Source organism: Corynebacterium crudilactis, assembly GCF_001643015.1.
Taxonomy (GTDB): domain Bacteria; phylum Actinomycetota; class Actinomycetes; order Mycobacteriales; family Mycobacteriaceae; genus Corynebacterium; species Corynebacterium crudilactis.
Genome location: NZ_CP015622.1, coordinates 1217089 through 1230790, shown reverse-complemented (window position 1 = coordinate 1230790; position 13702 = coordinate 1217089). Strand labels below are relative to the sequence as shown.

The following is a 13702-nucleotide window of genomic DNA, read 5'->3' as shown; positions in this document are numbered from 1 at the left end:
TGCCAGCAATTAGGTGGCCAATCCCTAAAAGTTACCCGTTTGTTTGCCAGTACCCCGCCCCCAAGCAGCGCTCACACCATGGCCTTTTACTGCGGTTCAGCTCTCCCACTGCCATCCCCTGTGAACTGAATCACTAATTTCATCTACCCCTGCAACCTACCCTTATTTCAGGGACGAAAGCGCTATATACAAAAATGCCCCCACTCCCCTGTTTCACAGGGATGTGGGGGCAAGGAATGTACCGAAATTTATCCGATATAAGTAACGCGAGAGGTCAGCACTCCCCAGACCTCAGTCATCAAGACCACCACAAGCGCAATCACCACTGTGACAAAAAGGGCTGTGTTGTCATAAAAGGTCATGTCTTTGATTACGGCCAGAACAATCACTAAGATAACGATCTTCAGCAGCCAGCTACCAAGCACGACAGCGCCAGTCGTAGTGACATTGGAGTTGGCAGTAAACAACACACTCAGCGCGGTAAGAAGGACGAAGCCACCACCAACAGCAGCGCCGATCACCACTCCCCATACTCCAGGAAGGCCTCGGGTAGCACCCCAAATTGCCAAAGAAATTAGGGTGAAGGCTAGAAGCGCATAGGAGCCAAATTTAACGGCTCTTTGCAGGGGTCGTCGATGGTCATCGAATTCGGAGATCTCAAACGGGGAATCAGGGTTTTCGGTATTTTCGGCGCTCACGAAGGGGAATTCTACCGGTTTAATTGCCGAATGCGACAATCGCTTAAGGCAAGTGAGCGTCTCGCCGGCTTTTCATCACAGGAACTGCGGTGACAGACACCGCTATCAGTATTCCGACAATGGTTAATCCAGTAGCAAAAAGTGGTGGGACTACGGAAAAGCTCACTGCTCCAAATGCCACAGCAGCCGCCCAGGTGTACAGCACTAACACCACTCGCCTATGAGTATGACCAATAGCAAGCAAACGGTGATGCAGGTGCATTTTATCGGGAGAAAATGGCGATTCTCCCCTACCCACACGGCGAATCACTGCCAACACGAGGTCAAGCAGGGGGATGGCCACTGCCGCAAGTACCACGATGATGGGTGAAATCAACGCAATGATATCGGCTGCACCATACAGGCTCATGTTGATTTTTCCTGATGCTGAGGTGGATGCTGCCGCCAACAACAGGCCAATGAGCATGGATCCGGAATCACCCATAAAAATACGGGAGGGTTCGAAATTATGCGGCAATACGCCAGCACAAATACCCACCAATGCAGCTGCAATAATAGCTGGCGGATAGGCCGAAACAGCACCATTTTGATCAAAAAGAATGGTGAGCGAAAACAGCAGAATCGCCGCTCCAGCAATTAAGCCTACGCCGGCAGAGAGACCATCAAGGCCATCCACAAAGTTCAGTGCATTGATTAAAGCCACGGTAAACAAGGTAGTCAAGAGTGTTGACTGGACTTGATCAAGAAGTAATGTTGTTCCCCCACCAAATGGGGAATATAAAATTGACCAGGTCAGACCCAATAGGCTCATGGTAACTGCGCCTAAGATTTGCCCCACTAATTTTGTGATGGCATCCAGATCAAAAAGATCATCCAAGGCTCCCACCACAACGATGACAAATCCCGCCCAAATGACGGCATTCATCTCCGGAGTGATAGGCATAAACCCACGAGTCAAGGCCGGGAGCTGGTCTGCGAGAAATACTGCCCCGAGAAATCCACTGAACATCGCCACTCCACCAAGGCGTGGTTTGGGGATGACATGGACATCTCTTTCTCGGATCTCATTAAGGCGTCCGTTTTTGACCATGACGGTGCGGATGATGCCTGTGGTGAGATACGTGATGGCGGCTGCAACGAGGATGACCAATCCCAATTCGCGCAGCGGAATACCCGCGAAACCGACTCCCATTTAGCGCAGGCTTTCTGCCGTCACTCCAAGTACTTCGCCAACGCGTTCAGCGCTAATGGCACCCTCTCGCAAGATCTTTGGAGTAGCACCAGAAATATCTACGATTGTAGATGGTTGACCAATCGCGCATTCTCCACCATCGAGATAGACAGAAACATTTTGGTTAAGCTGTTGGCGTGCTTCCGTCACGGTGCTTGGTGGGGTGTGTCCGGAAATATTGGCAGATGATACTGCCATTGGGCCGGTTTGGCGGAGCAATTCAATGGCGACTGGGTGCAGCGGCATGCGCAGCATCACGGTGCCACGGGTATCACCTAGGTTCCACGGCAGGCTTGGCGCCTGAGGGACAATGATGGAGAGACCACCAGGCCAAAATGCCTCGACCAGTGCTTTTGCCTGTGCAGAATAGCTGTTCACAAGGCCTTGAATGGTATCCCAACTACCCACTAACACTGGCACTGGCATATCAGGTCCACGGTGTTTAGTGGCCAAAAGGTTGGCTACAGCCTCATTGTTGAAAGCATCGCAGCCAAGGCCGTAAAGGGTATCCGTGGGAAGGACAACGAGCTGACCGGCCTTGACCGCATCGACAGCTGCCTTGAGCCCAGCTGCACGGGAGTCTTGGTCCGCACAATTATAGATTCTGCTCACTGTTTTTCTCCTCAATTAGGTGTACGGATTATCAAAAAATTTACAAGTTTAGAGTTTACGCGCTGTCACAAAACGTGCCCGACCGGTGAGATCTTTGAGCACCTCAATAGTGTCAAATCCTCCATGATCCTGGAAAACCTGTTGTACGGCCTCTGAGGTGGTGTCATCGTGTTCTACGCCCACTACTCCACCGAAACGCAGCAGATTGAAAATAAGGTGAACCATTTCATTGATCACATCCATGCCATCTGCTCCACTAAAAACAGCCATGTGAGGATCTTGGTAGACCTCTGGATCTAGATCTTGCGTTTCCGGCACATACGGCGGATTAGACACCACGATGTCGATTGTTCCATGCACATCAGACAGCAGCGTTGGATCTGTCACGTCCCCGTGAATAAGTTGTACACCAGGCGCAAACTCATCAAAGTTTCGCTGCGCCCAGGTTGCTGCCCCGCGGTCGAGTTCAACAGCATAAAGGGTCGCGTCGATAAGCTCATGGCCAATATAGGCGGCTAAGGCGCCGGACCCGGTGCAGAGGTCAACAATTTTTTGCTTGTCGACGCCTCCCGCCTGCCGCACGGCCCAGTCAGCGAGCACCTCTGTTTCCGGGCGCGGAATAAACACGCCCGGGCCGACATGCAAGTCCAACGAGCCCATGGGCGCGGTGCCCAGAATGTGCTGCAACGGCTCGCGCGTGGCACGACGCTGAACGGCGTCGGCAAAGCCAGCCGGCACTTCATCACGCATATAAAGCGCAATATTAAGCGGGCTACATCCCAAAAGATGCGCGGCGATGAGGCGGGCATCAACAAGTGGCGACGCCACCCCAGCCCTTTCCAGGACAGTGGTGGCGTCGCGCAAAGCTTCCCCGAGGGTCAGCATTTTAGCCCTCGGCCTCGAGACGTTCTGCACGCTCAGCGGCCTGCAGTGCGGTGAACAAATCGTCCAACTCGCCATCGAGAACAGAATCAAGATTATTAGCCTTGAAACCAATGCGGTGATCGCTGATGCGGTTTTCCGGCCAGTTGTAGGTACGGATGCGCTCAGAGCGGTCCATGGTGCGGATCTGCGCAGCACGACCAGTTGCAGCCTCAGCAGCTGCTTCCTCTTCCTTCATCGCCTGCAAACGAGCTGCCAGCACCTGCATCGCGCGAGCGCGGTTCTGGATCTGAGAGCGTTCTTTCTGACAGGTCACTACCAAACCAGTTGGCAAGTGAGTAATACGCACAGCGGAGTCAGTGGTGTTAACACCCTGACCGCCCTTACCGGAAGAACGGTAAACATCGACGCGAATTTCCTTCTCATCGATCTCCACATCCTCGACCTCATCTGGCTCTGGGTAGACCAAAACACCAGCTGCAGAAGTCTGGATACGTCCCTGAGATTCAGTCACTGGCACACGCTGCACGCGGTGCACGCCACCTTCAAACTTGAACTGGCTCCACGCGCCATCCAGGGAAGGCTTCTTGGAACGGATAGACAAGGTGATGTCTTTCACGCCACCAAGATCTGATTCCGCAGAGTCCAAAACCTCGATAACAAAACCGTGCTTATCCGCAAACTTCTGGTACATGCGCAGCAGATCACCAGCGAACAGAGCAGCTTCGTCGCCACCTGCACCAGCCTTGATCTCCATCACGATGTCTTCGCCATCATGAGGATCGCGAGGTGCAAGAAGATCAGCAAGCTTTTCTTCCAACTCCACAACTTCCACCTCAAGGCGTTCTGCCTCAGCTTGGAACTCATGGTCTTCATGTGCCATTTCACGAGCTGCCTCAAGATCTTCTTGAGCAGCAACGAGCTCACGGTGCACATTAATGATTGGCTGCAGCTCGGAGTAGCGCTTACCTACTCGTCGTGCAGCTGCCACATCATTGTGCAACTCTGGATCAGCCATTTGCTGCTCCAGGCCGTGGTACTCCGACAAAATATCGTCAACTGCAGATACCTGCGATGCCATTAGGAGTAATCCTCTTCTTTGTCAGCCCCAGCCATTGGCGCGCTAGACGCAACCTGCATGAGGAACTCTGCATTGGACTTGGTCTTCTTCAGCTGCTTGAGCAACAGATCAATAGCCTGCTGGTTATCAAGTGCGGACAGAATACGACGCAGCTTATGCATGATGCGAGCTTCGTCAGGGTTAAGCAGCAGCTCATCCTTACGCGTGCCGGAAGGATTCACATCCACAGCTGGGAATACACGACGCTCAGAGATCTTACGATCCAGCTTCAGCTCCGCGTTGCCAGTGCCCTTGAACTCTTCGAAGATCACGGTATCGCCAGCAGAACCGGTTTCTACCATTGCGGTTGCGATGATGGTCAAAGAACCACCGTTTTCGATATTGCGAGCAGCACCCAAGAAACGCTTTGGAGGGTAAAGCGCATTGGAATCCACACCACCGGAAAGAATACGTCCCGATGCTGGTGAGCTGTTGTTATAAGCACGGCCCAAACGAGTGATGGAGTCAAGCAGGACAACAACGTCTTGCCCCTGCTCTACCAGGCGCTTTGCACGCTCAATCGCCAGCTCTGCCACTGCAGTGTGCTCTGATGGTGGACGGTCAAAGGTAGAGGAAATAACCTCGCCACGCACGGAGCGCTGCATATCGGTCACTTCTTCTGGACGCTCGTCAACCAAGACAACCATGAGGTAGCACTCTGGGTTATTGGTGGAGATTGCATTGGCAATGTTTTGCAAGATGGTGGTCTTGCCGGCCTTTGGTGGGGAAACGATCAGCGCGCGCTGGCCCTTACCAATAGGCATGATCAAGTCAATGACGCGGGTGGTTAAAATGCGCTGCTCAGTTTCCAAACGCAGACGCTGGTTCGGGTACAGAGGAGTCAGCTTGCCGAACTCAGGACGGTTGCGGGTTTCCGCAGCTGGAAGTCCGTTGACTACTTCCACGCGCACCAGGTTGTTGTACTTCTGGCGGTTGCGACCATGGTTGTTGTGGTTGCCACCACCCTGGTTCATACGGATCTGACCTTCAATAGCGTCTCCGGAACGAAGACCCATGCGACGAATCAGCTGGTTGCTGACAAAGACGTCAGAAGGTGCCGCGTGGTAACCAGTGGTGCGCACAAATGCGACGTTGTGGTCCACGATGTCTAGGATGCCCGCTACAGGCTGCAGCTGATCCTCATGTGAGGTGGTGTTTTCGCCCTCATTGTGGTCCTGGTTATCGCGATTGTTGCGGTTATCCTGCTGATCACGATCATTGCGTCCACGACGGTTACGGCGACCACGGCGTCCACGACGATCATCGTTATCGTCATTGTTGTCGTTGTCACGATCGTTGCGATCGTTGTTCCGGGTGTTGCGGTTGTTGCGATCGTTACGGTCATAGCGTGAACGACGATCGTCATTGTTGTCTTCAGACTGTGCAGTGTTATTTTCTGCATTGTTATCTGAATCAACAGTGCTTACCTGAGCAGCGTTTTCGGTGGAATCGTTGTTCTCACGATTTTCACGATTGTCGCGGTAATTACGGTTGTTGCGACGGTTGCCCCGCTCACGGCGGTTGTTATGGCGGTTGTTGTCGCCATTGTACTCACGGGTTTCAGTGCTGTTATCGCTTGAATCCTGAGAGTTGTCCTGACTGCGCTCTGCTGCTTCTACTGGTGTGGAAGCCTGCTCAGCTGGCTTTTCAGCAACAGCCTCAGCAGAAGCTGGAATCTGTGTTGCTTCTACGTTCTCAGTTGCTTGACCATCGCCATCGCGGTGGATCTGGCGCTGGCGGTTACGGCGTGCGCGACGAGCTGCGGAACGAGACTCGAAGCGATCATCCTGATCATCGCCCTGAGGTGCTTCTTGTGCAGGTGCTGCCTCTGGAGCTGCAGCAGGAGTCTCTGACTGCTGGCTTGGTACTGACTGCGCGGGTGCAGCAGCTTCAGGAGTGGTTGCAGCAGTGGTCACACGGCGACGACCACGGCGAGCTGGTGCTGCGGGAGCTTCCGTCTGTGATGCAGAAACCGGAACAGCGGAAGTTTGTGCGGGAGCAGCCTGTGCTGGCTCAACCGGTGCAGAAGGCTGTGCTGCAGATGCAGGAGCAGCCTTTCGTGGAGAAGTGTTTTTCGCAGCGGCGGTAGGTTTCCCGGAACGGGCTGCAGAAATAGCGCTGATCAGATCGCCTTTACGCAATGCTGAAGTGCCCTTGAGTCCAAGGTCAGCAGCAATTTTGCGCAGATCCGGCAGTCGAAGAGCGGTCAGTTCGCCCTGATTCGCTGCGGTGTTGTCTGTGGTTGTCACAGATTTCCTTTCATTGCAGTTCAGACCAAGCTGTGGTGCTATACCCAGTGCCATATGCACGGATAAAATGGCTGAACGCGGCTTCTGTGTAATTGAACGTGGCATCTCTACTGGTGGTCGCACATGCGAATTAGTTACGCACATTAAAGCGATCTCGCGCAGGATGACACAATTAGGAAGGCCACGCATCTGATATGCATAGACTTGCGTATTAGTGTGTTTTCTTCCAGACTGAGGAAATGACCTTAAAAATTAAAAGAGATTTTTAAGTTTCACACCCTCCGGGTGCCCCTTTAAGAAATTCCCAGTCATGCGAAAAGTTAAATGGTTTCGCTGCACGTTAATTTGTACGTTTTCCTGGGGATTCATGCGCACCGGGAAGTTGATCCCAGCCTTGGTCGATAATTCTAGCGCATAGTGTTGCTATCTGTCTCATTCCCCCTCCCTAAAACTCTCCTCAAAATCCAGACTTTTCTCCTGTGTTTGCGACACACCGGCTATATGTCGCATACCCCCGCTATTGTTGATTGCATGCTCAGCACGATGCAGGACGTTCCGCTATCACTTTCCAGAATCCTTGAATATGGCTCCACTGTTCACGGTGACACGTTAATCACCACGTGGGGTAGTTCAGACAGCCCCGAACAGACTCAGCTATCTTTTAGCGCTTTAGGTGCTAGAGCTGCAGCTTTCGCCCATGCTTTGCATGACTCTCTCGGCATCACTGGCGATCAGCGGGTGGCATCAATGCTCTATAACTGCGCCGAGCATATGGAGGCTATGTTTGCTGTGGCATGCATGGGTGCAGTATTTAATCCCCTCAATAAGCAGCTGATGAATGATCAGATTACGTTTATTTTGAACCACTCAGAAGCTGAAGTGGTTATTGCAGATCCGCGCATGGCAGAACAATTAGGCGAGGTACTCAAAGGTGCTCCCAAGGTTCGTGCCGTGGTGTTTATTGGGCCAAATGATTTTTCCCACGCGGCAACGTATATGCCAGAAACGGTTCAGCTCTACTCCTATGAAGCGCTGTTAGATGGTCGTTCCACTGTTTATCAGTGGCCTGTCCAAGATGAGCGCACTGCAGCTGCCATTTGCTATTCCACTGGCACCTCAGGACCACCAAAAGGTGTGGTCTATTCACACCGTTCGCTTTATCTGCAATCTTTGAGCCTGCGCACTACGGATTCTTTGGCTGTGGAACATGGTGAGACTTTCCTGTGCTGTGTTCCTATTTATCACGTGCTCAGCTGGGGTGTTCCCATCGCGGCTTTCATGTCGGGTACTCCCTTGGTCCTGCCTGGTCCAGACCTTTCGGCACCAACATTGGCTAAAATTATTTCCACCACACTCCCCCGTGTTGCTCACGGTGTGCCGACGTTGTGGATTCAGCTGATGGTTCATTATTTGAAAAATCCTCCGGAAAGAATGTCCCTGCGTGAGCTGTACGTGGGTGGTTCCGCGGTTCCACCAATCGTGATCACCATGTGGGAACAGCGCTACGGCGTGGATGTGGTGCATGTCTGGGGCATGACAGAAACCTCCACTGTAGGCACGGTATCTCGCCCACCATCAGGTGTATCAGGTGAAACGAGGTGGAGTTACCGCGTTTCACAGGGACGTTTCCCCGCATCATTGCAGTACCGCATTGTTAATGACGGCCAAGTTATGGCTTCTACGGACCGAAATGAAGGCGAAATTCAGGTTCGTGGCCCGTGGGTGACCGCAAGTTATTTCCATTCCGAGGCGGAACAGGAAGGCGGGTTGGCCTCCACTTTCCGTGACACGGATGTTGATGCACAAGATGAACTGTTCACTGCAGATGGTTGGTTGCGTACCGGCGATGTGGGCTCTGTGACCAGTGATGGTTTCTTGACCATCCAGGATCGTGCACGAGATGTCATTCGCTCAGGTGGTGAGTGGATCTATTCCAGCCAGCTGGAAAACCTCATCGTTGCCACAGAAGATGTTGTGGAATGTGCTGTTATTGGTTTCCCTGATGATAAATGGGTGGAACGTCCACTTGCGGTCACCTTGCTGTATCCAGGTGTTGAACGTAGCCGGGAAACTGCGGAACGTGTGCGCAATCAGCTGCGTGATCGCCTTCCGAATTGGATGTTGCCTGAGTACTGGACTTTTGTGGATGAGATCGATAAAACTTCGGTGGGTAAATACGACAAAAAGGATCTGCGCGAACACCTGCGTAATGGCGATTTCGAGGTAATTAAACTTAAAGGTCCAGGTGAGAAATAACTGAAGTTATTTTTTTCCGGGTTTTATTGGCTTTATTCCACAGCGCTTTCTAGGATGGGCAGGAAGATGATGACTACTCGCCTCTATCTTCAGCCGATGCAGCCTAAGTCCCCACACGAGCGGGGGGATGCGTCGAAAAGTGTTTCCCCAAGCATCAAACATGATGCTTATCTGCCGCGCCAGGTACCTGAAGACCTTCCCGCTGCGCAGGCAGACGGGCAGCGCGTGCTTGTTGATCGCTTTGGGCGCATCGCCCGCGACCTGCGGGTATCACTTACGGACAAGTGCAATCTGCGCTGCACTTATTGCATGCCCGAGGAAGGGCTAGAGTGGTTGCCCACCGAGCACACGCTTAACGACGCCGAGGTGCTACGTCTCATCCGCATTGCGGTGGAACAGCTGGGCATTCGTCAAATTCGTTTCACTGGTGGTGAGCCGCTGTTGCGGAAAAATTTAGAAGACATCATCGCGGGCACCGCTGCTCTTCGCACTGATGAAGGCGAAAAAGTACGTATTGCGTTGACCACTAACGGGCTTGGTTTAGACAAACGGATCGCAGCGTTAAAAGCAGCCGGGCTTGATCGAGTCAATATTTCCCTCGACACCATTGATCCGGAACGCTATCTGGCATTAACCCGGCGCGATCGTTTGTCCGGCGTGTTGAAATCCATAAATGCTGCAGTTACCGCTGATCTGCATCCGGTGAAGATCAATGCGGTAGTGATGCCGGGGGTCAATGAGGTAGATATTGTGCCTTTAGCTGCGTATTGCATTGCTAAGGGCGCGCAGTTGCGTTTTATTGAACAGATGCCACTTGGTCCGCGTGAGCAGTGGAAACGTGGCGATATGGTGACCGCTGAAGATATTTTGGCGCGGTTAGCACAACGCTTTGAGCTCAGCCCGGCTAAAGAACCTCGTGGGGCGGCGCCGGCCGCGTTGTGGAATGCCGTAGATAAATCTGATCCAACGATCTCTGGCCAGGTGGGCATCATTGCTTCGGTGACTCATCCGTTTTGTGGTGATTGTGATCGTTCTCGTTTAACCACGGATGGCACGATCAGGAATTGCCTGTTTTCGCGCACGGAGACTCCTCTGCGCGATGCGATGCGTGAGGGCGCCACAGATGTGGAACTAGCTGAGCTATGGGCTGGTGCTATGTGGGAGAAAAAGCCTGGGCACGGGATTGATGATGAAGGCTTTTTGCAGCCAGATCGTCCAATGTCTGCTATTGGTGGTTAACCAGTTCTTTAAAGGAGTTTTCTGTGGCGCACAAGCGTGACATTGATCAATATTTGAGTGATTTGATGGACAGTGTTGGTCCGCTCACGCCAGTGGTAACTCCTGTTCTTGACAGTAATCCCTTGAGCCATGTGGCAGAAGATATTCAGGCAGCACTTCCTATCCCAAAATTCGATAATTCTGCGGTCGATGGATTTGCTGTGCTCACTACGGATCTGCAGGGGAATGGTGCCCCCTGGACCTTCCCAGTAGTTGGAGACACTCCCGCTGGTGCTGCACCCCAAAGCATAAGCCTTGGTCAAGCCATCCGAGTCATGACTGGTGGACCCGTTCCTCTTTCCTCTGCAGCACTCACCGTGATTCCTGTGGAATTGACCAATGCGCCAGCTGATCACAGCCTGCCAGATGAGATCACGATTAATCAGCACCCTGGTGGGCGCGATAATATCCGCATCGAAGGCGAACACCTTCACATTGGCGATAGTGCGGTTTCTGCTCAAACTCCACTGGATGCTGGCACAGTGGCCACGTTAATTTCAGTGGGTGTATCTGAGGTTTCAGCGCATCCCTGCCCGCGAGTCACGGTGATTACCACTGGTGATGAATTAGCCACGAGCAACAAGTGGGGCATCCCTAATTCCAATGGGCCGATGCTCATGGCAGAACTCCAGCGCTTAGGCATCCAAAATCCACGATGCATGCATACACATGATGATGTAGGAGCGCTCGCAGAAGTTTTTGATCAATCAGCTAAGGAATCTGACCTGATCATTACCGTTGGCGGAATTTCTGCAGGCGCATTCGATGTGGTGAAAGCCTTGGGCGCACAAGCTGGCGGGTTTGAGTTCTTCCCCGTTGCCATGCAGCCTGGAAAGCCGCAAGGACATGGAAGGTGGAAGGGCACAAAGGTTGTCTGCCTGCCAGGTAATCCAGTAGCAGCATGGGTGAGTTTCAGGCTATTTATTATACCCGTAATTAATAGGTTGGGTGGAGCGAAGCGGGTGGACTGGATGAGCGAACTGCCAGCAGTGCAGCTGCGCACTCCCCGGGCGCTCCCCGCTCGGGAGGGCACCGTGTTGGCGATTCCTGTAGAGATCGACTGGGCCACACAGACTGCGCATTCGGTAGCCCATCGTTCACATATGGTTGGTGCGTTAGCTGGCTGCGCCGGTATTGCTCTGGTCTCTGGCGAGTCAGTTCCCGAAGGCGGGTTATGCCATGTCGTATTGGGGAGAATTTAAATGAATATCATCATTCTTGCTGGTGGCGAGGGCAAACGTATGGGTGGTGTGAACAAAGCAGCCGTATCCGTGAATGGTCGCACACTATTGGATATTTTAGTGTCTCAGCTAGACCCAGCGGATGAGGTTGTTGTGGTCTCCCCCGCTGCCATTCCTGGACACATCACTGTGTGTGAAAACCCTCCACTCGGTGGCCCGGTTGCAGGGATTGAGGTTGGTTTTTCAACCTTTGCTACAACACATGAATACACTGCAGTACTGGCTGTGGATGCTCCCCATTCTGCTGCGATGTTGCCTCATCTGGCCACGGCTATTGGGCAGGCCGATGCAGCAGTCACCCTTGGCCTCGATGGCTGGATGCAACCACTGTGCGCTCTGTGGCGCAGCACCAGTTTGGAAGCTGCGTTAGCGAATCTGGGCAGGACGCGAAATCGACCGGCAAAAGCGCTTATTCAACAAGCAACACAATTAATTGAAGTTCCGGGAAATGGCTCTGAAAAAGACTATGACACCGTAGCTGAGCTGCAGGTTTTGGGAGAAGTGACAGTCCCTAACGCTTAGCAGGAGCATATCTTTGATGCTACAGAGTGCGGATTTTTAGTACACTCAATCACATTCCATGTCATGGAATCTTCCCAGAGTACAAAAATCTAGGAAGCCACCACAGACTTTTATGAATGAGGTTTAGACTCCGTATGGAGCCTCCAGCACGATCTATTTGGCCTGTCCACACTGATATTTTATTTGTGTTGAGTCAGGTGAAACCTTGTTAACAGCTGTACTAACTTTAATTGCTGGATTGTTGATCATTGGGGTGATCATCGTCCTCAATGGATATTTCGTTGCCCAAGAATTTGCCTATATGTCTGTTGATCGCAATGAACTGCGACAACTAGCAGATTCTGGCGATAAGAAAGCCAAACGTGCACTTCAGATCACCACTCGCACGTCATTTATGCTCTCTGGGGCACAATTGGGTATCACCGTAACAGGCCTATTAGTTGGCTTTGTTGCTGAACCGCTGGTGGGAAATGCGCTTGGTGTGTTGTTGGGTGGAGTCGGTATTCCGCCAGCGGTCTCCATTACGGTGGGCACACTTCTTGCATTGGCTTTATCTACAGTTATCCAAATGATTTTCGGCGAGCTTTTTCCGAAGAACTACACCATTGCAGCCCCGTTGAAGTCTGCTCTGGCACTAGCGCCGTCTACTACGTGGTATCTCAAAATCACTGGCTGGTTAATTCGATTTTTCGATCTCTCCTCTAATGCCTTGCTAAAACTTGTCCGCATTGAGCCAGTGGAAGATATTGATTCTTCTGCTACCACCCAAGATCTCCCCCATATTGTTGCTTCTTCGAGAGATAGTGGCTATTTACGGGATTCAACATCGTTGTCCCTTGATCGCCTCCTCGATTTCCCCACGCATGATGTCGGTCATGCTATGACCCCGCGTTCTCGCGCGGATGTGGTGAGCCCGGAAACCACCATTGCGCAGATTCGAGCACTCATGGCCGGGGCACACACCCGCTATCCCATTGTCGATGATGAGCATGTGCCCATTGGTGTGATTCACCTGTTGGATATCCTTGGCACGGATATTGCACATGATGCACCAGTTACCCAGCTCATGCGACAACCAGTAGTCGTACCAGAATTTATGGCACTACCTGAGGTGGTTGCAGAACTAGACAGTAAAGGTGAACAACTGGCCTGTGTGATTGATGAATACGGTGGCTTTATCGGCATCGTAACCATGGAAGATTTAGCAGAAGAAATCCTCGGTGACGTTAATGACGAGCATGATTTTACTTCTTCAGAAAAAATCACGCTTACCGGAACTGATGAATGGCTCATCGATGGCGATACTCCATTGGACGAGGTGGAACGCGCTATTCGCTACGCCCTGCCCGACGGTGATTTTGAAACAATATCCGGATTGCTTTTTGATCATGCGAACAAATTAGTTGAAGAAGGTGAGGTCTTTGAGATTGTCTTAGACCTGGAGCCTGAAGACTACATCGATAATGCTGCCCTTAAACAGCGCATTGTGCAGATCACCGTCTTGGATGTTGAGAAAAATGTACCCACCAAGTTGGCACTGCAATTAACAGAATTAAGCGAACCTGCTGCGCACACAGATGGTAATTCGGTTGAGCCAGAGGAGACCCGTTAAA

General features: G+C 52.1%; 11 protein-coding genes. 5 read left to right on the top strand and 6 right to left on the bottom strand.

What is annotated here, in order from left to right; genetic code table 11:
- Positions 1-248: 248 nt before the first annotated feature.
- The 6 genes from ccrud_RS05815 to rho are packed head-to-tail and all read right to left on the bottom strand — an operon-like array spanning position 249 to position 6792.
- Entirely contained in the window at positions 249-698 is a 450-nt protein-coding gene (locus tag ccrud_RS05815; RefSeq protein ID WP_066565274.1) for a Cg1360 family ATP-synthase-associated protein, read from the bottom strand.
- Between the two features lie 43 nt (positions 699-741).
- On the bottom strand, positions 742-1890 hold the full coding sequence (locus ccrud_RS05810; protein WP_066565273.1) for an MraY family glycosyltransferase: 1149 nt from the start codon (positions 1888-1890) through the stop codon (positions 742-744).
- On the bottom strand, positions 1891-2541 hold the full coding sequence (locus tag ccrud_RS05805) for an L-threonylcarbamoyladenylate synthase (RefSeq protein ID WP_066565272.1): 651 nt from the start codon (positions 2539-2541) through the stop codon (positions 1891-1893).
- A 48-nt stretch (positions 2542-2589) separates the two neighbouring features.
- Positions 2590-3426: a peptide chain release factor N(5)-glutamine methyltransferase gene (gene prmC / locus ccrud_RS05800; RefSeq protein WP_066565271.1), complete on the bottom strand. Its 837-nt coding sequence runs from the start codon at positions 3424-3426 to the stop codon at positions 2590-2592.
- Position 3427: 1 nt separating this feature from the next.
- Positions 3428-4504 (bottom strand): peptide chain release factor 1, encoded by a 1077-nt coding sequence (prfA, locus tag ccrud_RS05795; protein ID WP_066565270.1) that lies wholly within the window; start codon positions 4502-4504, stop codon positions 3428-3430.
- Positions 4504-6792, bottom strand: coding sequence for a transcription termination factor Rho (gene rho, locus ccrud_RS05790; protein ID WP_066565269.1), 2289 nt, complete (start codon positions 6790-6792; stop codon positions 4504-4506). Before rho ends, prfA begins: the two co-directional genes overlap by 1 nt.
- Before the next feature lie 531 nt (positions 6793-7323).
- Here rho and ccrud_RS05785 point away from each other — a divergent pair.
- The 5 genes from ccrud_RS05785 to ccrud_RS05765 all read left to right on the top strand — a co-directional run bounded on the left by ccrud_RS05785 (position 7324) and on the right by ccrud_RS05765 (position 13701).
- Positions 7324-9048 (top strand): long-chain fatty-acid--CoA ligase, encoded by a 1725-nt coding sequence (locus ccrud_RS05785; RefSeq protein WP_066565268.1) that lies wholly within the window; start codon positions 7324-7326, stop codon positions 9046-9048.
- Positions 9049-9117: 69 nt separating this feature from the next.
- Complete coding sequence (moaA, locus tag ccrud_RS05780) at positions 9118-10287, top strand: GTP 3',8-cyclase MoaA (protein ID WP_066565267.1); 1170 nt, start codon at positions 9118-9120, stop codon at positions 10285-10287.
- A gap of 23 nt (positions 10288-10310) precedes the next feature.
- Entirely contained in the window at positions 10311-11528 is a 1218-nt protein-coding gene (locus ccrud_RS05775) for a molybdopterin molybdotransferase MoeA (protein ID WP_066565266.1), read from the top strand.
- Positions 11529-12089 (top strand): molybdenum cofactor guanylyltransferase, encoded by a 561-nt coding sequence (gene mobA, locus ccrud_RS05770; protein ID WP_066565265.1) that lies wholly within the window; start codon positions 11529-11531, stop codon positions 12087-12089.
- Positions 12090-12294: 205 nt separating this feature from the next.
- Positions 12295-13701, top strand: a complete 1407-nt coding sequence (locus tag ccrud_RS05765) for a hemolysin family protein (protein ID WP_066565264.1) — start codon at positions 12295-12297, stop codon at positions 13699-13701.
- Position 13702: the final 1 nt, after the last annotated feature.

Bases quoted from the DNA above. Each gene is read 5' to 3' on its own strand.
- ccrud_RS05810 (WP_066565273.1), bottom strand. From the start codon at position 1,890: ATGGGAGTCGGTTTCGCGGGTATTCCGCTGCGCGAATTGGGATTGGTC.
- prmC (WP_066565271.1), bottom strand. From the start codon at position 3,426: ATGCTGACCCTCGGGGAAGCTTTGCGCGACGCCACCACTGTCCTGGAA.
- prfA (WP_066565270.1), bottom strand. From the start codon at position 4,504: ATGGCATCGCAGGTATCTGCAGTTGACGATATTTTGTCGGAGTACCAC.
- ccrud_RS05785 (WP_066565268.1), top strand. From the start codon at position 7,324: ATGCTCAGCACGATGCAGGACGTTCCGCTATCACTTTCCAGAATCCTT.
- moaA (WP_066565267.1), top strand. From the start codon at position 9,118: ATGACTACTCGCCTCTATCTTCAGCCGATGCAGCCTAAGTCCCCACAC.
- mobA (WP_066565265.1), top strand. From the start codon at position 11,529: ATGAATATCATCATTCTTGCTGGTGGCGAGGGCAAACGTATGGGTGGT.